Source organism: Nostoc sp., from assembly GCF_036916735.1.
GTDB lineage: Bacteria > Cyanobacteriota > Cyanobacteriia > Cyanobacteriales > Nostocaceae > Nostoc.
Window position 1 is genome coordinate 24,523 of sequence record NZ_JBALFV010000070.1, and the last position, 22,671, is coordinate 47,193.

Sequence of the window (22,671 nt, forward strand, 5' to 3'; positions counted from 1 at the left end):
GTACGGCATGACTTCTCTACCAGACGAGACGCTACGCGTAGCTTGCTTAAGAGCAGGGGTACGCTTAGAGCAAGGAATGAGCGTCGTCGGAACTAGCGTCAGTAGAAGCCTGATTACGAATTAAATTCAAGCCTCAATGAGTAACTGCTCTTGGTTTAGCGGTTGATGAGGCGATCAGAGTTATTAATTTACAGCTAGAAATTTATTTCAAGATGATCACCCGCATGAGCGATCACTCTCCAAAACTTCATGATTATTTTCTGCGGGAACCTCTTGTGGCAAATTCGCTAAAAAGGCTTGTAGTTTCATGCGCTCAATATAAGGCCAGCCTCCCTCAGACTCAATATCTTTCAGTAGTGAGTAGAGTTGCCGACGGTTAACAGGCAAACTCTCTTGAAAAACCCCATCTCGGATATATCGGTGTAAATGCTCCAATTGCCTAAGCATTGCTAAAAGAGCTATACTGTCGCCTTGGTAATCTTGAACTGCATCATACACTACAGTTGCAATCGCTTGCAATTTACAGGACAACTCCCCTGATTCAAGATTTTTATTATTGTTCATGCCATCCTTTCCGTATAAATGAGGTCAACTCAAATTTACCGGAGATTTTTAATTTTCCCTAGTTTGCCAATATTTCCTCTAGAAAATCAACCTTCTATAGGCTCCTACACAAAGCGATGGCTACGCTTGCCGTTGGCGAACGCGAGTAGCGTGTCGCAGACAAGCCTTTCCAAGAGTTGGCATCACAGAAGTTTTCGGTCTACTGAGATTTGTATCTTTATCAAAAGTAATTGCGATCGCTCGTAAAAGAGCGTAGTAACCTTTATCATAGCCTCCACAGCAGCTAGATGCGATCAGAATGAAACTTTGTTGAATTTTGAGTACTTTGATTTTGAGTTAAAAAAAATCGTATGATCTGGCTGATTTACCCATCAAACAATGGGCTGTATGTAGTGGCGTCACATACATGATACAACAAGACTTGGGCGACGCCGCTTTTGCTATATGCAAGAGCAAAGTGCGAAGCAGCGACACGTTTAAGTACGTTTAGCAGAGAAAAGTTTGAGTGGCGACTGCCAACCTATACGCCTGGACACTTGTTTCAACTCAAGAATCAGAGCAATGCAATGTCCGATAAAGGATGGCTTCTCGTCAAAGATCAAAGCTTCGATGCAGTTTTACAACTTAGATATTAATTTTTGAGATTGAGGTTGACCATGAGGTATCGCGCTTTAATTGTTGCATTCTTGGCTTTGTGCCTGGGACTAATAACTGCTTGTAGTGATGCTCCTGCTGTTAGTAGTGGTAGAGATGTACTCACTTACGATCAAATTCGCGGCACTGGCTTGGCTAACAAATGCCCCCAACTAACAGAAACAAGCCGTGGCTCTATTCCCATTGATTCTAGCCAGTCTTATGCCATCAAAGAACTTTGCTTAGAACCAACTAGCTTCTTTATCAAAGAAGAACCTGCTAATAAACGCCAACAAGCAGAATTTGTTGCTGGCAAATTGTTGACTAGATACACTTCCACCATTGACCAGGTGCAAGGCGATCTAAAAATCAACCAAGATAATAGCCTCACCTTTGTGGAAACTGATGGTCTTGACTTCCAAGCCATCACTGTGCAACTTCCTGGTGGTGAGCGAGTACCCTTCCTCTTCACTATCAAAAACTTGGTTGCTCAAACCCAACCCAGTTTGAGCAGTATTAACACCTCTACGGACTTTGAAGGCACTTTCAAAGTTCCTTCCTATCGTGGTGCTGCCTTCCTAGATCCAAAGGGTCGTGGTGTCGTTAGTGGCTACGATAATGCTGTGGCTCTCCCCGCCCAAGCGGATGATGAAGAACTTACTCGTACTAACGTCAAGCGTGCTGAAAATCTTAATGGCAAGATTTCTTTGCAAATCGCTAAAGTCGATAGCTCTAGTGGTGAAATTGCTGGTACTTTCCTGAGTGAACAGCCATCTGATACTGATTTAGGTGCTGGCGAACCTAAAGAAGTTAAGATTCGCGGTCTATTTTTTGCACGGGTTGAACCGACTCGTGCTTAAACTCTCTGGAGCTAGGTAACTGACTGGCATTCAGAACTATACTTCTCTAAGCATCAGGTTTCATAACAAAAGTTAACTTTTTTGCCTCCATTTTCAGGGCTGTTTCATTCCTATAAAAGCACTACAGCGACGAAAAGAGACAAAGGTTCAAGGAAAGACAAGAGAAAAATTCTTCCTTACCTTGTTCCCAGCTTTTCAAAAGGCTTTTAAAGAATGAAACAGCCCTACCTTTTTTAGGTGTTTTTTACAAAGAGGGGGAAGGTTAAATCCAACAAAGGGCATCTCCCCTTTTGTGGAATTTTTTGCGTAAATTTACTTACTATTTTATGAAAATATTAGTCATTTTTAATTATTAGATAGATTTTGGTTTAATAAACACGTAATTTTACTGTAAATCAAATTTTTGCTTATGCAATAAAATTCCGGCTACTGTTATTTTGTTTATAAAAGTTAGCTTGAGTATTAATTAATTAAAGTTAAGTACAATCTCGGTTTGATATTTGGTAACTAATTTTATATTTTATTTCTATGTAGTTTTAAAAATAACTACAGATCATACTGAAGAGCAATAACCAACTAAATACCAATTTTGCTTATTTAAACTTTGCTCGATTGTCAAGCAAGTCTATGGAATTTTCTTTAGAAAAACGTTGTTATTTACTAGAGAATTTGCTAAGGCATATAGCACAAGATTATCTTTGAGATCGTGCGATCGCAGCTGAGTTTAAAAGAGAAAAATTAATTGTTGATTTACTTAATAAACAAAGGTCTATGCCTACCACAACCACCAATGAACTGAAACATGAAATTTGGCAGTTGTTGCGAGAATATCAGCAATCTCCGTCAGAAAATGTTCGCAATAAGCTGGTAAAACTCAATTTTGGACTTGTGAGAAAAGAAGCTCACTACTGGACGAATCAATGTCATGAAACCTACGATGATTTGCTCCAGGTTGGATCTTTGGGTTTAATCAGAGCGATTGAAAAATTTGAACTTTCCAAGGGACATGCCTTTAGTTCCTATGCGCTTCCCTATATTCGGGGTGAAATTCAACACTATCTCCGAGATAAAGGTGTTACGGTGCGAATTCCTCGCAAGTGGTTAGCACTGCAACAGCAAGCAATAGGAGTGTCACGTTCTTGGCGTGAAAAGCATAATCGCCAACCAACAGACTCGGAATTAGCAACAGCATTAAAGATTTCTCCAAACGAATGGCAAGAAGTTAAATTAGCATGGATAAATCGCGCTCCCTTAAGTCTTGATGTGCCAATCCAAGATGGAGAAGAAGACTCTACCTGTTTGGGAGAATTAGTTCCAGATCCTAACTATCGCAGCTTTCAACTAGTACAAGAAGACCAACTTCGTTTGCAACAAGCATTGGTTCAGCTAGAACAACGTACCCGCGATGTGTTGGAATGTGTGTTTTTACAGGATTTAACACAAAAACAAGTTGCACAACATCTAGGAATCAGTGTAGTAACAGTTTCCCGAAGAGTTAAAAAAGGTCTGGATTTGATGAAACAGCTTATGGGTGTGGCAGAAGATTGATTCCAAATAAAGCTCAAGCCGCAGTTATGCCCAGGAGGCAGTGCTAAAAATAACCCTCAAAATGTAAAAAGTTAGGTTATAAAGGGAACATACTTAGCCTTTGATCCAAATTTTAGGCATGTTGATTTCCACTTTCCAATTTCTCAATGGCTTTTGAGAACAACTCATGGGCAGAAATTTAAAAATTACAATTGCAGCTATTTTAACTTTAGCGATCGCTGGATGTGCTTCTGAAGATACACCACAAGCGATTAATCCTGCGCCGATTCCCAAAATAGCAGCAAAGTCGCCACCAACGGCTCAATCCTTTAAAAATCCAGTGATACCAGCTAAAGAGGTTTCACAAATTACTTCTGCATCTGCTACCTTGATTCAATCTACAAATGCTACAGAGCGGGCACGGTTTGTTCAGGTATCAAAAGACCGGGCTGACCCATTTGCACAACTTTTCGGGCAGACGGTTCTCGCAATGCCTAAAACATCTGGAAGACCTGTTCCCGTCTTGCCTAAGCTACCTACTCCATCCATAACAGTCCGAAAACTTCCAACACCCACCATAGTCCGAAAACTTCCAACACGCACCATAGCTTTAAATCAGAAAAAAAATAAGATTGCTTCTGTAAATCAGAAAAAAAATAACGTTGCTTCTGTACCAAAAAAAGTTAATCCTACTTTGATTTCAGTCTTACCTAAAGTTTTGCCTCAAATTGTCCCCAACCCATCTTTAGTATCTGTATTGCCACCGCCAGCACAACCTGAGTTAGCAAAGGCAGTTGTTGTGACTGGTGTAGTTCTAATTAGTAAGGAACCACAGGCAATTATCAAAGTACCGGATGAGCCGACGAGTCGCTATGTGCAGGCGGGACAGCGATTAGCAAATGGCGTACTGATTAAACGGATTGAAATGAATCAGGGCTACAACCCCATCGTGATTTTGGAACAATATGGTATTGAAGTTGCCAAAATGGTAGGGGAAGGGGCTGTCAATTCAACGCCGTCAGCCGCATCTACTAGCGGCAATCCGGTTTCAGTGACAACGCCCCCCTCAAATCCTTTTAATGTTGGAGCTTCATAATGATGGAGACTAAGGAAAAAATTGAATTCGCTGGTTTGCCTTTAGCTGTCTATAGAGAGATAGCTGCTCATTTACATCAAGTCGAAGGGGTAGAAGTGGATTTAATTCCCCAGTCATCCCAACAGTTTGATTACAATCAAAGTCAAATTGGTGGCTTGTGTATCTCGTGGACAGCAAACTCTGGTTCAGAAAGTCGGCAACGAGTTAACCAAATTTTGGCTTACTATCAAAATCGCTATATGAATCCTATTTAATTTGTGAAAATTGAAATTTTAGATTCCCGACTTACCAAATAAATCGGGAATTTTGTTGTTCATGAATGACTAAGTAGAGCTATAGTGTATGACGACTTCAGACTAATTCTTTGTGAAACTGCACAAAAGCTTAGGAATAAGAATTAAATAACATACAATTTATGTCCCTGGCTTACTTCACCCTCAATCCCTCTCCGATATATTGGAGAGGGAAGCTAGATACAGGATGAAGTTTTGCATTTTATTTAATCCACGTTCCTTAGTAAGACAACTTGCTCTGAGCAAATTATTCGGGAGCAATCTCACAAGTAATTGGTTTTAGTTAATATCAAATTATTGAATTTAAATAAGTAGGTACAATTAAACCGAACGGTGTAAACTTATGTAAAGGGCTAGAAACGCTTTGAATAGAAGCTTTTAAGTAATTTACATTTCTTAATTTAAGTATGTTTTTTAGCACCCACATACTGATCTGAAAACTTGTGTACTCAAAAACTAGCAATCAGGACTAGCAGCGATGGCACCTGAAAAAGAAGGTATAGCTGTTAACAGTGTTTTTACTGAAGGTGGCGAAATTGTCAGCCTGATGCGATCGCTCGATTGGTCACAGACTGCTTTGGGTGATGTGGCTGATTGGCCCTGGAGCTTACGGAGTGCCATTAGCATCTTGCTGGCTTCTAAAGCTCAGATTTGCCTGTTCTGGGGTTCGGAATTAATCACGATTTATAACGATGCCTATCGCCTTGCCCTTGGCTCAAAACATCCTTGGGCCCTCGGTCGCCCTGCTTATGAAGTGTGGAGCGAAGTCTGGAATGTTGTAGAACCTTTACTCAAGGGAGTTGGGGCGACAGGAGTTGCATTCTGGGCGCAAGATCATTTATTTTTTTTGAATCGACACGGTTACATTGAGGAAACTTACTTCGATGTTTCCTACGACCCCGTGCGAGATGAAAGCGGGAAAGTTGGCGGAGTCTTTTGCATTGTTAGTGAAACAACAAAACGAGTGCTGGGCGATCGCCGTTTACAAACCTTGAGCTTATTAAGTAGAGAAACGGCTCAAGCAAAGACTGTACAAATGGCTTGTCTGTCTGCAATTCAAGCCTTAGCAACCAATTCTTATGACATCCCATTTGCGATGCTGTATCAGGTAGAGGCAGATGGCAGCAGTGCAAAGTTGGTTGCAACTACTCCAATTGAGGAAACAGGAGCAACTCTATCGAAAGTCAACTTAACTCAACAGAGCGATGCATGGAAATTTACACAAGTTTATCATACCAGGGAAGCAGCAATCGTCGATGATTTAACAACTTGGTTTGGGGCTTTACCCACAGGAGCTTGGGACAAGTCCCCCTCTGCTGCTTGGGTCGTGCCACTCATCCCAGCTGGACAAAAACAAATTTTTGGATTTTTGGTATTGGGTATCAATCCCCACCGGGCTTTTGAGGAGGATTACCAAAAGTTCTTCGATTTGCTGGTAGGTAACATGACGATTGCGATCGCTAATGCCCGTGCTTTACCAATGCTCGATGAAAACAGTCAAATTATTCGCTGGTATGGCACTTACACAGATATCAGTGAGCAAAAATTTGCAGAATCATTCTTACGCCGATCTGAGGAACGCTATCGAACATTGTTTGAGTCTATTGACGAAGGATTTTGCGTGATCGAAATGCTATTTGATGAAAACGACACGCCGAACGATTATCGCTTTTTAGAAATCAATCCGTCCTTTGAAAAACAAACGGGACTCAAAGACGTACAAGGCAAAAGGATGCGCGATCTGGCTCCGAATCTGGAAAAGCATTGGTTTGAAATTTACGGCAAAGTCGCTATGACGGGGGAACCCGTTCGCTTTGAGAATCGCGCTGTTGCCCTACAACGTTGGTTCGACGTTTATGCATTCCGCATTGGGCAGCCACAGCAGCGACAAGTCGCCATCCTTTTCAAGGATATCAGTGATGCCTATCAGCAAGCTACGCAACGCCAACTTGCCGAAGCCGCTCTGCGAGAAAGTGAAGAGTTAAAGCAACGAATTTTGGACAGCAGTCATGATTGCATCAAAGTTTTAACGTTAGATGGGCGGGTACTCTACTTGAATCAAGGCGGGTTGCATCTTCTAGATATTGATGATCCTGCGTCCTTTCTTGACGCTGAGTGGATTAATTTATGGGAAGGCGAAGACCGAGAAAATGCCGCTTCGGCGATCGCTGCGGCCAAAATAGGTAATGTCGGTCAATTTCAGGGCTATTGTTCCACAGCAAAGGGCAAGCCGAAGTGGTGGGATGTAATTATTACTTCCGTCCGAAATGCATCAGGAATTATTGCACAACTCTTAGTCGTTTCACGCGATATTACCAAGCAAAAGCAAGCAGAAGCTGAACGCGAACAACTTTTATTGCGTGAGCAAGCTGCGCGTGAACAAGCTCAGACAGCGAATCGGATTAAAGATGAGTTTTTGGCAGTGCTATCACATGAATTGCGATCGCCCCTTAATCCTATCCTGGGTTGGTCTAGGTTGCTTCGCAATGGAACATTAAATGCCGCAAAAACAGCTATTGCTTTGGAAACAATCGAGCGCAATGCCAAACTCCAGGCACAATTAATTGAAGATTTGTTAGATGTCTCTCGGATTTTATCTGGCAAACTTAATTTAGAAATGGCTCCTGTTAACTTGGCATCGACGATTGAAGCGGCTATTGAAACCGTGCGTTTAGCAGCAGAAGCGAAGTCAATTCAAATTCAGAGACTATTTGACCCAAATATTGGGCAGATTTTGGGAGACTCTGCTCGTTTACAGCAAATATTTTGGAATTTGCTTAATAACGCTGTAAAATTTAGTTTCGCTGGTGGACGGGTCGAAATTCGGTTAGAGTGCCAAGACTCGCAGGCTCAAATTACTGTTAGCGATAAGGGTAAAGGTATTAATCCTGACTTTCTGCCCTACGTCTTTGAATCCTTTCGTCAGGCGGATGCAACAACAACTAGGAAGTTTGGCGGACTAGGGTTAGGGCTGGCGATCGTGCGTCATCTAGTTGAACTGCATGGGGGTACTATTCAAGTAGAAAGTCCTGGAGAAGGACAGGGAGCCATCTTTAATGTCAAGCTTCCCTTGATGAAAGCACAAGGTTTTAGCCAGAAATTGCAAAAGGACTGCTCTTTTTTTACTTTTAATACCTCACCTCTGACAGGAATACGGTTACTAATCGTTGATGATGATGAAGATATCCGTGATTTTTTAGGCTTTGTCCTTGAGCAGGCGGGAGCAGAGGTTAGTATTGTAACATCGGCAATAGAAGCACTGCAAGCAATAGAGCAATCACCACCAGATATTTTGTTGAGTGACATTGGAATGCCAGAGATAGATGGCTATATGCTGATTCGACAAATTCGAGCCATGCCACCCGAACAAGGAGGGCAAATTTTGGCTTTAGCCCTCTCGGCTTATGCTGGAGAAGTTAATCGCCAACAAGCTCTAGCCGCCGGATTTCAGCAGCACGTCGCAAAACCAATAGACCCAGACACATTAGTTACAGTCATTCTAGATATAATCGCCAAGAGAAATTAAATTTCAAGATAAGTGTGTAAAAGCTTCTGCGGCTTCCCGCAGGGAGGGTCGGCTTGCGACCATCAATTAGTGATTTTAAATTTTTAATTGGAGCAAAATAACTATGACTGCTGTCTTTCTAGAAAATGTCTACAAGTTTTACAACAATGTACCTGTAGTCAATGACCTGTCATTCCAAATTGAAGCGGGGGAAATATTTGCTTTACTAGGTCCGAACGGTGCGGGTAAATCAACCACAATTCGGATGCTAACTACACTAACAAAACCCTCCCAAGGACGGATAGAAGTAGGTGGATATGATGTGATGAGCCAAGCAATGCTGGCAAAACAGAGTATTGGCGTAGTCTTGCAGCAAACCAGTGTGGATAATGATTTAAGCGTTTGGGAAAATATGGAATTTCATGGGAGACTACATCACATTAGCAACCCACAGCGACAAAAATTGATTAATCAATGGCTAGAGTATGTTGAGTTAGCAGAAAAACGTAATGATTTGGTAAAAACTCTGTCTGGGGGTATGAAACGACGATTGCAGATTGCCAGAGCTTTATTACATCAACCGCAAATTCTGTTTTTGGATGAACCAACGGTAGGACTAGACCCCCAAACTAGGCGACGGCTTTGGGAAATTATTCGAGATTTGAATAAGCAGGGAATGACGATGCTACTGACGACCCATTATATGGATGAGGTCGAATTCTTGTGCAATGCTTTTGGTTCTACCAAGCCAGGACGCATCGGTATTATGGATAGCGGTAAGCTGATTTCTTTAGGAACTTTACAACAGCTGCGTTCAGCTCACGGTGAAGGTTTGGTGATGAAACAATTAGGTCTATCTAATGTGGGAAGTGATGGTGCTCGTAGTTGGGAATATCTGTTTTTCCCATCTTTGGAAGCAGCAAATATCTATTTTAATGAACAGCTCGATAAAACCGGAATGATGGTGCGTCCCTCTAATCTGGAAGATATTTTTGTGGAATTAACGGGACGCCAGTTAGATTAATTTCATCCTCCTAACTGTCGCAGCATGGCTTCTACCCTGTTGACGCCATCTGAGTCATTGCGCCGCTTGTACAAGTCACGGGCTTTTTGAAGCAAGCTGTTTGCTTGTTTGGTTTGTCGGCGCTGTTTATACATCGAACCCATTAACTCATAAGTCTGGGCGTTATTCTTATCCAATTCGATTGCTTGTTGGTATGCCCAGCTAGCAGCATTATAGTCTCCCATCCGAGATTGTGTTACAGCCAATCCTAAATAGGCGTTAACGTTGTTACGGTTTAGCTGTATAGCCCGACGGTAGCCTTCTTTTGCCCCACGCGTGTCACCCAAATTCGCTTTGATGTAAGCCACGGCGTAGTAAAAATCACTATTGTTAGGGTTAATAGCGATCGCACGACGATAAGATGTTAATGCCGCCTGGTAATTTCCCTGTTGTGCGTATAAATACCCAATACCTGAATGAATTTTAGCATTTTTGGCATCTAGCCTAGCTGCTTGCTGATAAACTGCGATCGCACCACCATAATCGCCCGTATCCACTAACCTCCGTCCTTCTTCTAGTAGTTGTTTCAACTCTGGGTTTTTGCCTTGCGCCACTAAGACCTGAGCCTGAGCCACTGAAGGTATAGTCAAGGAAAAACATCCTAATAACACCACACTCAGCACAAATGATGTTGGCTTGTACACAGTAAATTTCCTGAAATTTTAGAGGACTTTTTTCTTGTACATTAAAACAAAAATATGGACTTTTGAAAACTGTATTTCTTCGTATTAATTAAGATGTTAATAATTCATTGACTCTTTCTTTTACATCAGCACACATTACAGAGTTTTTACTGAATTATGAAGTGTAAGATATCAAGTTTGGATTAATTTACTTACATGTAAATCCGTATGCTGGCAAAATTACATTTTTATCAGTATTTATACGTATTAATTAGAAAAATCCAACAGGCATTTAGCTGAATTTTAGAAAGCTAGCCGCCAATTTCAGTTGTTTTCTTGAATAATTTGCTGAGTGTGTATTCAATTGCTCACACTTTTCTACTACCCTTTAAGAAGCTGCTATCGAGGCGCTTATATCCTTTCCTGGAGATCACACGATAAGATCAATTTAACAAGCTAAATGTTCCTTAAATACTAGTTTTTTATCCCTAAGTAAGAGCGCAAATGTGTTTTTAATCTAAAATTGCGTGAGAGAATGTTTATTAAGCTTGTGTCGATACAAACTAGTTTTGTATGTGTGTTTTAATAATAAATATTAACATATATGCCATCTAGGAGGCTAATTTATGATTATAACTACCACTGATGTAATTCAAGGAGCTGTTATTGAGTCATATTTAGGTATTGTGACAGCAGAAGTAGTCTACGGCAGCAATTTCTTGCGAGATTTTTTGGCAGGTATTCGAGATATTATTGGTGGACGCACTGGTAGCTATGAGCGTCTATTTGAGCAAGGTCAACGCAAGGCATTAGAAGAATTAGAACAACGAGCACAACGTTTAGGAGCAAATGCTGTGATTGGGATTGAGATTGATACTGGCACAATCAATATTGACCAGTCAGGAGTTCTTTTGCTGATTACCGCCACAGGCACTGCTGTAAAGATGCGTTAATCTTTTATTGGTTGTCTAATTACTTTGTTAGGATTTTTTAATAAGAGTTCCAAAGTTTTGTATTAAGTCTAATTTTTCAAAATCTCAGAGCAATTCTTGTAGGAAGTTAATAACTGTATTTTAATTTAATAGTCTATCTATAAAAGCTCTAAACAATCATTAAATAATAAATATAGAGTTGTATTAAAAATTGTTAAAGTTTTTGGTTTTTTCTCACTAAAGATAGATTAATTAAATATTTCTATTGATAGATAGAAAAACAGATGATTTAGCTATTTAATAATTAGTAGAAACATAAGTATACCTGAGCAGCAGCTTTGCTGAAACAGCACTGGAGAACATAAGCTATGTCATACGTAAATCGCACAGGTAATGAAGGTATTCCTACTGAGTCTGTAATAGCAACCCGAGTCAGTGAATATCATGATCTTGTTCGCTGGGGGCCGATTATTTCCGGTTTATTGGTTGCTTTAGCTACTCAATTAATTTTGAGCGCTATAATTGGTGCGGTTGCGGCAGGCACAGTTGAAGGTTCAGGTGCACCCAGATCAATTGCCCCTAACGCTGCGGGTAATGCAGGGCTTTGGTCGACTATCGCTTTACTAATTTCCCTATTTACTGGTGGTTGGGTTACAGCCCGTGCTTGTGGGCCGATGAACCGCAATACAGCTCTTCTTAACGGCGCAATTCTTTGGGCAACGACTTTGGCAGTTAGCTCATGGCTGTTAGCAAGCGGAGTCTCTGGTGCTTTTGGTGTAGCTGCTTCTAACGCTGGGGAAGTCATAAATCAGGTACAACAGCAAGGTGGTATTAATGTACCACAAGCAAACATCAGTGCCCAACAAGCTCGTGATGCAGCAGCTAATTTACGTTCAGGATTGTGGTGGTTTGTATTCGGTTCATTGTTGGGTTTAATAGCTTCTATGATTGGAGCTGCAACTGGAACTCGTAGTCCTCGGACTAACAATTATAATGCTTAAATAATTGTTTGATAAACAAAATGTTATCAACTTTAAAAGCACCTTTTTCCAGGTGCTTTTTGTTTATAGTGGTTCCCATATAGGTAAGGTACAGAAAAAATAATTAACCACAGATAAACATAGAACAAAAGGTGATTACTGTTGGCGTTACGTAGCAATACAGTTCAGTTAAGGATTTTTGGTACTGATTTTTGACCTGTAGAGACGCGAAATTTCGCGTCTCTACTGAACGGTATTGCGTTACGTAGAGCTATTTTTAGGCTATACCGAAAATGCAAACTTTAGTACCACAGTTCACCATTTCAGGTATGAACCTTCAATTCCCTGCTCACGTCGAATTTTGCCATCTTTTTCAAACCAGGCAATTACTTGTTGTGCTGTTAAATCTTCAATATCAATACCGTACTCTTGAGCAATATGCTTCAAAAGCTTCAGTGATGAAATTGTCAATCTTGTTAAAAACTTTTCTGGGGAAGACAACAAGGCAGCATCTACTTTTGCTGACTCTTCTAGAGTTAAAAATTGTGCTGATGGTTGCTGTGGTGGTACGTCCATAAATGAAAAAATAAAATATTATCTCAAAGTTAGTTGGGTATTGAGCATTAGTTATTAAAAAAGGACTAATGACAAATGAGTAATGACTAATGATGGCGAACTTGTACTGAATACCCACAACGATGTTGACCATCAATAATCCAGTGGGTGCGTTTTACGGTACAATCAGGTAAGACAGCAGCAAACATTTCTAATTCGTGACCACAAATGCTGGGGAAAGACTCGGCAACGTTGGAAATAGCGCAGTTATGCTCCATTAAGATAAAGCGATCGCTCTCAAAAGAATCATTCACATCAACAGGATGATACTCTGCCATGAAGCCTTCTGCTTTTCTCAACTCGACTAAGTTAGCTACACGTTCTTGCAGTGAACCATTACCCACGCGATCGCGATATTCTAATGCTTTGCGCTCCCACTGCTTTTGTAAAATCGATTTAAATTGATCGTGTCCTACCGTTTCGGCTAAGGTGTCTAGCAGCGAAACCGCAAAATTTCCGTGGCCATCACCAAAGCGATCGCTCATTGTGCGTTGCAAGCGATCGCGTCCTTGGCGACTCAGTTGATAAAGGTGCTGCGGACGCCCCATCCCCGCCGCCTGCGCTGATGTCGAATACAAAACTAGCCCTTCCGTCTCCAAATCCTTGAGATGGCGACGAATCGCTTGCGGGGTAACGTCTAAAAGTTCAGCTAGCTCTAAAGCCGTTGCTTTTTCGTGTTTGTGCAGATACTCTAGGATATCTTGCTTGGTTGAGGACTGGTGGGTAGTCGCCATCTTATAGTTGCTGCAAGACGTTCAGCGAACGTCCCAAAAATTTCTTTGAAAATTTGACTTTGACAACATTGTTGTTGTTAATTTAGCGTAAAATGAAGATAACTTAAACAACAAATCTGTTGTTTTATTCTCCACCACTATTCTAGCAGCCGTGTAACCATTCCGTAATCCGAGATGGGAATCGGCTAAACAAAAGCCCAACTCCCATCCTTATAAAGATTCAAGTTCCGAACACTAGAGATTATTACCGATGAGTGCCACTGTCAAATCCTTAGTCAACCAACCCTACAAGTACGGCTTTGTCACAGACATTGAGGCCGACACAATTGAGCGTGGACTAAACGAGGACGTTATCCGCTTGATCTCCTCCAAAAAGAACGAGCCGCAGTTCATGCTGGACTTTCGCCTCAAGGCTTATCGCCAGTGGCAAAAAATGACGGAACCAACTTGGCCCAATGTCAAGTATCCGCCAATCAATTATCAGGATATCATTTATTACTCAGCGCCAAAACGCAAGAAGGAAAAACTAAACAGCTTGGATGAAGTCGATCCAACCCTTTTAGAAACCTTCGAGAAATTAGGCATTTCCCTCTCTGAACAAAAGCGACTGGCAAACGTCGCCGTCGATGCGATTTTCGATAGCGTCTCTGTCGCCACTACATTTAAAGAAAAGCTAGCGGAAGACGGCGTTATTTTCTGCCCAATTTCAGAAGCGTTGCAAGAATATCCAGAACTAATCAAAAAATATCTGGGTAGCGTTGTTCCTGTAGGTGACAACTATTTTGCCGCCTTAAACGCCGCCGTATTTAGCGATGGTTCCTTTGTCTACATTCCTAAAGGCGTGAAATGCCCAATGGAACTGTCTACCTACTTCCGCATCAACTCTGGTGATACGGGACAATTTGAGCGGACTTTGATTGTCGCTGAAGAAGGTAGTTATGTTTCTTACCTGGAAGGTTGCACCGCACCGATGTACGATAGCAACCAGCTGCACGCCGCCGTTGTGGAACTCGTCGCCCTTGACAACGCCGAAATTAAATACTCTACTGTCCAAAACTGGTACGCTGGCGATGCTAACGGTAAAGGCGGTATTTACAACTTTGTTACCAAGCGCGGTTTGTGTCAGGGCGTAAATTCCAAAATTTCCTGGACTCAAGTAGAAACAGGTTCGGCAATTACTTGGAAATATCCTAGCTGCGTCTTGGTAGGGGATAACTCTGTGGGTGAGTTTTATTCGGTGGCGCTGACAAATAATATGCAGCAAGCCGATACGGGTACAAAGATGATTCACGTAGGTAAGAATACCCGCAGTACAATTATTTCTAAAGGAATCTCCGCAGGTAATTCTAGTAATAGCTACCGGGGTTTGGTGAAAGTTAACCCGACAGCGAAAGGGGCAAGAAATTATTCCCAGTGCGACTCAATGCTGATTGGAGATAACGCCCATGCCAACACTTTCCCCTACATCCAGGTGCAAAATAACGGTGGAAAGGTGGAGCATGAAGCTTCTACTTCCAAGATTGGGGAAGATCAACTGTTCTACTTCGCTCAACGGGGTATTTCAGCAGAAGATGCCATCTCAATGATGGTTAGCGGCTTCTGTAAGGATGTTTTCAATCAGTTACCAATGGAATTTGCGGTGGAAGCTGATAAGTTGTTGAGTTTGAAGTTGGAAGGCAGTGTTGGATAAATGGAGGCAAGGATAAACACAGAGACGACATCCGTGTTCTGTGTTTATTTTTGGAAGAATAACGTAGACGCGCAGCGGCTTGCCGCAGGCTACCGCAGAGGCGCAGAGAGCGCAGAGAATGGGAAGGGAGAGAAGATGATTATTGAAAATAGTGAAGTTGTGCTGTCAGTAAGGAATCTGACGGCTAATGTTGATGGGACACCGATTCTTAAGGGTGTGAATCTGGAGGTGCGATCGGGTGAAATTCATGCGATTATGGGGCCGAATGGTTCTGGTAAGAGTACTTTTTCTAAGGTGTTGGCTGGGCATCCGGCGTATGAGGTGACTGGTGGTGAGATAATTTTTCAGGGGCAAAATTTGTTGGAATTGGAACCGGAGGAACGCGCCAGAAGTGGTGTATTTTTGGCGTTTCAGTATCCGTTAGAAATTCCCGGTGTAAGCAATTTAGATTTCTTGCGGGTGGCGTACAATTCCCGTCGCAAGGCGCAAGGTTTAGAGGAAATAGACGCTTTTGATTTTGACGATTTGATTGAGGAAAAGCTGGATGTAGTGAAGATGAATTCCAGCTTTCTCAGTCGGAGTTTGAATGAAGGGTTTTCTGGTGGTGAGAAGAAGCGGAATGAAATTCTGCAAATGGCTCTGCTAGAACCAAAGTTGGGAATTTTGGATGAGACTGATTCGGGTTTGGATATTGACGCGCTTAGAATTGTAGCGAATGGGGTAAATCAACTGGCAAGTCCAGAAAATTCTACAATTTTGATTACTCACTATCAAAGGTTACTTGATTATATAGTGCCTGATTTTGTGCATGTAATGGCACAGGGACGGATTATTACCAGTGGTGGTAAGGAACTGGCATTAGAATTAGAGTCTCGCGGTTATGACTGGGTGCTGGCAGAATTTGCATCTGCTGAGGTGGGTGTGTAATGAGTATTAAAGTATCTCCTAGTCCTATTCCTAATTCAAATGCAGTTAGTTTGACATCGACTCTGTTAGATAGAGATGATTATCTGACTGGGTTGTTAAATCAAGTAACAGCAACGAAAACAGAAGGTTGGTTGCAGGAATTACGCCAAAGTGCTGTTAATTGGGTACGTCACTCGATTATCCCTACTACCCGCGAGGAAGAATGGCGATTTACTGATTTGTCGTCTTTGCGAAAGGTGCAATTTAATCTAGAGACGGGAAATTTTCCATCTCTAGAATTTGATATCTTGCCAGAAGCGGCTAATAGTCGTTTGGTATTTGTTAATGGTGTTTTTGCACCGGAGTTATCCGCAGTTACAGATTTACCATCTGGAATTGTGGTGAGTAATTTGGCTGCTTTGTCTGCGCTTGAGCAGGAGGGTGTACGGCAGTATTTAGCTCAAGCTGAGGGAGCGCAGGAAGTTATTACTGCTCTCAATACGGCTGGAATAACTGATGCTGCTGTGGTGTGGGTGAAGAAGAATGTGGTAGTTGAAACGCCAATTCATTTGGTGTTTATTTCGGTTGCGGGTGAGAATGCAACGATTTCGCAGCCGCGTTGTTTGGTGGTGGCGGAAAGTGGTTCGCAGGTGACGTTGGTTGAGGAGTATACGAACCGCAGAGGCGCAGAGAAAGAGGGAGTATATTTTACTAACGCGGTTACAGAAATTTGGGTTGCTGACAATGCTGAGGTGAGTCACACTAGGGTTGAGCAAGAAGGTGCAGAGGCTTTTCATATTGGGAAAACTGCGATCGCCCAAGCTCGTGATAGTCGATATACTTGTCATGCCATAACTTTAGGTGCGAAGTTGTCACGGCACAATTTGGAGATTTTGCAAACTGGTGAGCAGACACAAACTACTCTCAATGGTTTGACGGTGATTACTGGGAAGCAGTTGGCGGATACTCACAGTGCGATCGCACTTAATTATCCTCACGGTACAAGTGAGCAATTGCATAAATGTATTGTCGGCGATCGCGCTCATGCGGTATTCAATGGTAAAGTTTTTGTACCCAAACCAGCCCAATTGACAAATGCAGCCCAGTTGAATCGCAATTTGCTATTATCATCAAAAGCCAGAGTTGATACTAAACCCCAATTGGAAATTACTGCCGATAATGTCAAATGCGCCCACGGTGCTACCGTTAGCCAATTGGAAGATGATGAAATATTCTATCTACAAAGTCGGGGAATTGATGAAAACGATGCTCGGAAGTTATTAATTAACGCCTTCGCTGCCGAAATCATCAACCAAATACCAGTTCCTTCTCTGCGAGAAATCCTGTTAAACACAGTCAATAATCTTAAGTCTCTGACTACTGACTAATGACCATTGTACAGATGCGATTAATCGTGTCTCTACTAATTAATAACTAATCTACCAATGACTTTTACCTCTACCAAAACCCTTGCTGATAAAGTTCGTGCTGACTTCCCGATATTGCATCAGGAAGTCAATGAGAAACCCCTGGTTTATCTCGATAATGCTGCGACATCACAAAAGCCTTTGTTGGTGTTAAATACCCTACGGGATTATTACGAACACTATAATGCTAACGTGCATCGAGGCGCTCATATCCTGAGTGCTAAAGCTACCGATGCTTATGAAGGTGCGCGAGATAAAGTTGCCAAATTCATCAATGCTGCATCGCGTCAGGAAATCGTCTATACGCGCAATGCAAGTGAGGCGATTAACTTAGTAGCTTATAGCTGGGGAATGAATAATTTGCAGCCGGGAGATGAGATTATTCTTTCGGTGATGGAACACCATAGTAATATTGTGCCTTGGCAATTAGTGGCGCAAAAAACAGGTGCAGTACTGAAATTTGTGGAACTGACACCAGAAGAAACTTTTAACTTGGAACAGTTTAAAAAGCTGATTTCTGACAAAACAAAGTTGGTGTCAGTGGTGCATATTTCTAATACTTTGGGTTGTCTTAATCCCGTGAAAGAAATTGGTGCGATCGCTCACAAATACGGTGCTAAATTCTTAGTTGATGCTTGCCAAAGTGTTCCCCACTACCCTGTCGATGTGCAGCAAATGAATTGTGATTGGTTGGTAGCTTCCGGTCACAAAATGTGCGCTCCAACTGGAATAGGATTTCTGTATGGCAAGTTAGAAATGTTAGAATCAATGCCACCATTTTTTGGTGGTGGTGAAATGATAGCAGAGGTGTATTTAGACCATTCCACTTATGCAGAATTACCACATAAATTTGAAGCTGGTACACCTGCAATTGGAGAAGCGATCGCACTTGGTGCTGCAATAGATTATCTTAGCAGTATTGGCATGGATAACATCCACGCCTACGAAGCAGAATTAACAGTTTATTTATTCCAACAATTAGAGCAAATTCCCCAAATTAGAATTTATGGCCCCAAACCGAATGCTAAAGGTGAAGGTAGAGCAGCTCTTGCGTCATTCACCACCGGGGAAGTCCACGCCAATGACTTATCTACATTATTAGATCAAGAAGGCGTTGCTATCCGTTCTGGACACCACTGTACTCAACCATTACACCGTTATTTAGGTCTTGCTGCAACTGCGCGAGCAAGTCTATCTTTCTACAATACCCGTGAAGAAATTGATATTTTCATCAAAGCACTGAAGGAAACTCTGGACTTTTTTGCAGGTTTCCTTGATTAAAGTTACGAAATATTCAGATTCTAATTGTGCCAAATATCAGCAATCTATCTTGCTAATATTTGGCACAATTTAATTATCTGAAGTTTAATGACACGTGAGGGCAATAACATTCAGACAATTTATGGTATTGTCATCACTAGAACTAACTGGAAGTTTCTCAAGCTCATTGGCAAGTGCTTGAAATTGACTTGGGCGAGTATTATATTAATGAGATAGGTAAAATCATCGAGATTTTATCTAAGATACTGATGTAAAAAGGATTGTAATATGCTTGTTAAGTTAACCCTTGCAGAACAAAGAACAGTCTTAGACAACGTTAACTAGGAAACTTTTGAAGCCTTACTGAGAGATACAGGTGAGGATAGAGGTTCTCGGTTTGCTTATGATTGCGGTGTTATAGAAATCATGACTCCTCTTTTTGAGCATAAAAATCCTAAAATTCAGTTTGACCGATTTATATTTGCTTTAGCAGTGGAATTAAAAACTAAAATTAGAAGTGCTGGTTCTACAACATTAAAACGTAAACCAATAGCAAAGGGAATAGAACCCAATAGTTGCTATTATATTCAAAATGAGCCACTAATTAGAGGTAAACAAGAATTAGATTTAACAACAGATCCAGCACCGGATTTAGCAGTTGAAATTGATATTACTAGCAGTTATGTTAATAAATTTAATATCTATGCGGCTCTAGGTGTCGGAGAATTATGGAGATACAACGGTGAAGTTTTAAAATTTTATCAATTAGTAGAAAGCCAATATATTGAGATTAACTTTAGTATAGTTTTTCATTTAATTTCTGTTAGTGATATGAATAGATTTATCCAGCAAAGTAAAACTATGGATGAAATTGATTTGGTGGAATCCTTCCGTGCTTGGGTGCGGGGGAAGATAGGTTAAAGCGTATCTCATTGATAAATATAATTATTGGTTGATTTTTTCTAAGATATGCTAGTCAAGTCAACGCCTGCTGAACAAAGAACAGTGCTACATACTTACCATGAACAAGTTTGTTTCGGAATTTAAAAATCTCTTTAAATGTTTGAAATGGTCTGCGTCCATAGTCTATTTTGAAACATATCATCTAACTCCATTTTTCTAGTTTTTTATCGGGGTTAAGTTTCTCAAAATCTTTCCAGTAGCTATTATTTTCTCTAATTCCATAAAATTTAAATCCTGAATGATTCAGATAAGCTTCCAAATAAAAAACTGATGTCAGCATACTGGTCATATAGTTGTAAAAAGAGCCTTCTTGATTTGCTTTTGCTTGATTCAGAAGAACACGGCTTGCCTGTTTAAGATACATAAACGTATTAACATTTCTTTGACCTCCGACATCCTCCTTAGCATTGCTATTCATATTGTTCTTCGCTTGACTTAAAGATATTAGTATTTTATCGTAATTTAATTTACATAAAATCTAAGTGAAAAACTGTTGGATATATCTATAACCGACAAAGTAGACTTCATTCTTATAGCCGCACTCTTCTAGGGTGTTTGATATAATCACAAAATCAACTCAAAGAATCTGGATCTATCCCCAACTTTCGCAATTCTTCTGCTAGCCTTTGAGCGCGTTGTTCAGCAGTGGTAGCGCGTTGTTCGGCAGCGATCGCCCGTTCTTCTGGTGTTAGATATCTGACTCCTTGTTTGTCATACCAATACAACCAATCTCGCGTAATTCCCTGATAGGTTCCCCGTTCATAACCAATTGCTAAACCTATCTCTGATAACCAAACTAGATTTCCTGGCTGCAATACATATTCACCATTTACAAAGCGATAAACTTCTAAAGGTGGTTTTCTCCGGCGTTGGGGATTGTAGACAACATAATACAAAATCTCCATCTCAGCATAAAGTTTCTTTTTGCTAGTGTATTCCCCACGCCGTCTGTGAAAAACAACTTCTAATGCCATAATTGGCATCACCTTTTCTTCCCACAACACATAACTTAAACGCAAGTTCTCATCAAAAACTCGCTCGACTCCTAAACTTAAAAATCCATCAGGCACAATCGGCGGTAATTCGGGATTGTAATATATCCCCATATCAACACCAAAAAACCAATCCATCCGGCTTGTCCACAGCCAAGCTAAGATGGCTTCTAGCAAGCCCGGAATCAAATGTTGTAATTGATTATCCACAGGTTCATCGTCAGAATCGGGCAGATCCTCGGCGGAGGGTAAGCAGTGCAATGGGTTGTAATTTAACATGGTGGGTGCGTAGGCGTAGCCCGTCATAGACATCGCAGATTCATAGCAAACTTATAATGATGATATCTATCCACCTCTGACTTTTTCTTGCGATAATTCCCAAGGGGGACGCGCTCCCTACTGGTCAGTTAAAGGGGGATAAATGACACTCAAGCGGTTGGTTTTAATTTTTGTACTGACGCCGATAGCAGTTCTGTTGGCAGTTTCGGCTTTATTCGGTAGTTGGCAAGAACCTCAGTTTCAAAGTCGCTTGGAACTATACCAAACCAATATTGCTCTACAAGCCCAAGCTTGGCAATCAGAAGATAGCAGCAATCGCAATCTCCAAGCAATTCAGGAAGCAATACTTGGTGACCAACCCCTGGAGGGCGCCACAAAGCAATATGAAGAGGCGCGTCAATCAGTTGAAGCTAATTTAGACAAAGTTAACAATAAACTTGGACAATTACGCTCTCAACCTGAAATAACTCCCATACCTCCGAAACCTCTACCTGAGGTTCCTCCCACTACTAAAACTTCTAAACAGGGACAGCAACAGTTACAGCAGTCCCTTAAGCAATTACAAAAATTACTGGCTGAATTAGACTTACGCCTGGGAATTTTACAAGCACAGCAAGGACAGACCGATACAGCTCTCAAAACTTGGAGCGAATTACAACAACGCTCAGATATCAATCCAGAATTTGGAGAAACCGCAGCTGTATTGAGTGGACTGTGGAGCAATCCTCCTCGTCTGCTCCAAAATTCTCAAGAACAGATTCAAAAGAATTTAGAAGGTTGGTTCCGCTCTACTGCTTTGGTTCAGCTATACCAACTCCAGCAACGACAAGATGCTTTATCAGTAGTTAAAGCTGCACAACAAGAATCTGCTACTCAAGCAGTGATCAAATTAGCAGTTATTGGCACTATCCCCACCTTGGCAGCTTTAAATGGTCTAATACTGCTGATTTTCTTATTTGCTCAACGCTTGTTGAAAGGAAAAGCCTCGTTACTAGCTCAAAATGCTGATGTCCCTTGGTCAACACCTTGGGATGGTGAAACGATTTTGCAGGTTTTTATCGTCGGCTTTTTCTTCATGGGGCAAATTTTTGTGCCTTTATTACTATCGCTGCTCCCCATCCCTCGTCCTGTGGGTGATGTGCGACTTCAGGCTTTTTATGTTTTAGTTAGTTACTTACTGGTAGCATCAGGTGCGCTGTTAGTGCTGTATTTTTCTCTCAAGCGCTTTTTTCCATTACCAGAATTTTGGTTTCGCTTCCGTTTTCAAGATAACTGGTTTTTGTGGGGACTGGGAGGCTATTGCGCGGCTTTACCTATAGTTGTGGTGGTATCTTTGATCAATCAACAGCTATGGCAAGGACAGGGTGGTAGTAACCCCCTGTTGCAATTAGCGCTGGAAAGCCAAGATGGTGTAGCACTTGGCATATTTTTCTCCACAGCAGCGATCGCTGCTCCATTTTTTGAAGAAATTCTATTTCGCGGCTTTTTGTTACCCTCTCTGACTCGCTACTTACCCGTGTGGGGAGCGATTCTAACCAGTAGTTTATTGTTTGCGATCGCTCACCTTAGCTTGTCGGAAATTCTTCCCCTCACTGCATTGGGGATTGTCTTAGGGGTCGTTTACACGCGATCGCGCAACCTCCTTGCTCCTATGCTCCTCCACAGCCTATGGAATAGTGGTACATTATTAAGTTTATTTGTTTTAGGTAGTAATTAGCACAAAATTTAT

General features: G+C 41.4%; 19 protein-coding genes and 1 pseudogene. 14 read left to right on the forward strand and 6 right to left on the reverse strand.

Annotated elements, in window-relative coordinates; all coding sequences use genetic code 11:
• Positions 1-216: 216 nt before the first annotated feature.
• Entirely contained in the window at positions 217-564 is a 348-nt protein-coding gene (locus V7L20_RS17030) for a hypothetical protein (RefSeq protein ID WP_334745220.1), read from the reverse strand.
• A gap of 656 nt (positions 565-1,220) precedes the next feature.
• On the opposite strand from V7L20_RS17030, the gene V7L20_RS17035 reads away from it, so the two are divergent.
• From V7L20_RS17035 to V7L20_RS17060, 6 genes are all read left to right on the forward strand, one after another.
• Positions 1,221-2,057 carry a photosystem II manganese-stabilizing polypeptide gene (locus V7L20_RS17035; RefSeq protein ID WP_334745221.1) on the forward strand — a complete coding sequence of 279 codons (837 nt, stop codon included), beginning with the start codon at positions 1,221-1,223 and terminating at the stop codon, positions 2,055-2,057.
• Between the two features lie 771 nt (positions 2,058-2,828).
• The gene (locus tag V7L20_RS17040) at positions 2,829-3,605 is read left to right on the forward strand and encodes an RNA polymerase sigma factor SigF (RefSeq protein WP_334745222.1); all 777 of its coding nucleotides are present in this window, start codon (positions 2,829-2,831) and stop codon (positions 3,603-3,605) included.
• Between the two features lie 166 nt (positions 3,606-3,771).
• Positions 3,772-4,680, forward strand: coding sequence for a hypothetical protein (locus V7L20_RS17045; protein ID WP_334745223.1), 909 nt, complete (start codon positions 3,772-3,774; stop codon positions 4,678-4,680).
• 2 nt (positions 4,681-4,682) lie between these two features.
• A complete protein-coding gene (locus tag V7L20_RS17050; protein ID WP_334745299.1) occupies positions 4,683-4,934 on the forward strand; it encodes a hypothetical protein in 252 nt (83 codons plus the stop codon).
• A gap of 517 nt (positions 4,935-5,451) precedes the next feature.
• Positions 5,452-8,499 carry an ATP-binding protein gene (locus V7L20_RS17055; RefSeq protein WP_334745224.1) on the forward strand — a complete coding sequence of 1,016 codons (3,048 nt, stop codon included), beginning with the start codon at positions 5,452-5,454 and terminating at the stop codon, positions 8,497-8,499.
• Between the two features lie 103 nt (positions 8,500-8,602).
• Complete coding sequence (locus V7L20_RS17060; RefSeq protein ID WP_334745225.1) at positions 8,603-9,502, forward strand: ABC transporter ATP-binding protein; 900 nt, start codon at positions 8,603-8,605, stop codon at positions 9,500-9,502.
• A gap of 2 nt (positions 9,503-9,504) precedes the next feature.
• Here the strand turns inward: V7L20_RS17060 and V7L20_RS17065 are convergent, their stop codons facing one another.
• A complete protein-coding gene (locus V7L20_RS17065; RefSeq protein WP_334745226.1) occupies positions 9,505-10,185 on the reverse strand; it encodes a tetratricopeptide repeat protein in 681 nt (226 codons plus the stop codon).
• Between the two features lie 605 nt (positions 10,186-10,790).
• On the opposite strand from V7L20_RS17065, the gene V7L20_RS17070 reads away from it, so the two are divergent.
• A complete protein-coding gene (locus V7L20_RS17070) occupies positions 10,791-11,117 on the forward strand; it encodes a YbjQ family protein (RefSeq protein WP_109009512.1) in 327 nt (108 codons plus the stop codon).
• Positions 11,118-11,464: 347 nt separating this feature from the next.
• The gene (locus V7L20_RS17075; protein ID WP_334745227.1) at positions 11,465-12,097 is read left to right on the forward strand and encodes a hypothetical protein; all 633 of its coding nucleotides are present in this window, start codon (positions 11,465-11,467) and stop codon (positions 12,095-12,097) included.
• 294 nt (positions 12,098-12,391) lie between these two features.
• Here the strand turns inward: V7L20_RS17075 and V7L20_RS17080 are convergent, their stop codons facing one another.
• Both V7L20_RS17080 and sufR read right to left on the reverse strand, forming a co-directional pair.
• A complete protein-coding gene (locus V7L20_RS17080; protein ID WP_334745228.1) occupies positions 12,392-12,652 on the reverse strand; it encodes a hypothetical protein in 261 nt (86 codons plus the stop codon).
• An 86-nt stretch (positions 12,653-12,738) separates the two neighbouring features.
• The gene (gene sufR / locus V7L20_RS17085; protein ID WP_334745229.1) at positions 12,739-13,425 is read right to left on the reverse strand and encodes an iron-sulfur cluster biosynthesis transcriptional regulator SufR; all 687 of its coding nucleotides are present in this window, start codon (positions 13,423-13,425) and stop codon (positions 12,739-12,741) included.
• Positions 13,426-13,675: 250 nt separating this feature from the next.
• On the opposite strand from sufR, the gene sufB reads away from it, so the two are divergent.
• The 5 genes and pseudogenes from sufB to V7L20_RS17110 all read left to right on the forward strand — a co-directional run bounded on the left by sufB (position 13,676) and on the right by V7L20_RS17110 (position 19,629).
• Positions 13,676-15,115 (forward strand): Fe-S cluster assembly protein SufB, encoded by a 1,440-nt coding sequence (gene sufB, locus V7L20_RS17090; RefSeq protein WP_334745230.1) that lies wholly within the window; start codon positions 13,676-13,678, stop codon positions 15,113-15,115.
• A 135-nt stretch (positions 15,116-15,250) separates the two neighbouring features.
• Positions 15,251-16,042 (forward strand): Fe-S cluster assembly ATPase SufC, encoded by a 792-nt coding sequence (gene sufC / locus V7L20_RS17095; protein ID WP_334745231.1) that lies wholly within the window; start codon positions 15,251-15,253, stop codon positions 16,040-16,042.
• The gene (gene sufD / locus V7L20_RS17100) at positions 16,042-17,409 is read left to right on the forward strand and encodes a Fe-S cluster assembly protein SufD (RefSeq protein ID WP_334745232.1); all 1,368 of its coding nucleotides are present in this window, start codon (positions 16,042-16,044) and stop codon (positions 17,407-17,409) included. Before sufC ends, sufD begins: the two co-directional genes overlap by 1 nt.
• Before the next feature lie 57 nt (positions 17,410-17,466).
• Positions 17,467-18,729, forward strand: coding sequence for a cysteine desulfurase (locus tag V7L20_RS17105; protein ID WP_334745233.1), 1,263 nt, complete (start codon positions 17,467-17,469; stop codon positions 18,727-18,729).
• A 267-nt stretch (positions 18,730-18,996) separates the two neighbouring features.
• Positions 18,997-19,629 (forward strand): annotated as a pseudogene (locus V7L20_RS17110) (Uma2 family endonuclease).
• A gap of 184 nt (positions 19,630-19,813) precedes the next feature.
• Here V7L20_RS17110 and V7L20_RS17115 read toward each other — a convergent pair.
• Both V7L20_RS17115 and V7L20_RS17120 read right to left on the reverse strand, forming a co-directional pair.
• Entirely contained in the window at positions 19,814-20,089 is a 276-nt protein-coding gene (locus tag V7L20_RS17115; RefSeq protein ID WP_334745234.1) for a hypothetical protein, read from the reverse strand.
• Positions 20,090-20,243: 154 nt separating this feature from the next.
• On the reverse strand, positions 20,244-20,942 hold the full coding sequence (locus V7L20_RS17120) for a Uma2 family endonuclease (RefSeq protein WP_334745300.1): 699 nt from the start codon (positions 20,940-20,942) through the stop codon (positions 20,244-20,246).
• A gap of 142 nt (positions 20,943-21,084) precedes the next feature.
• On the opposite strand from V7L20_RS17120, the gene V7L20_RS17125 reads away from it, so the two are divergent.
• Entirely contained in the window at positions 21,085-22,659 is a 1,575-nt protein-coding gene (locus V7L20_RS17125; protein WP_334745235.1) for a CPBP family intramembrane glutamic endopeptidase, read from the forward strand.
• The last annotated feature ends 12 nt before the right edge of the window (positions 22,660-22,671 follow it).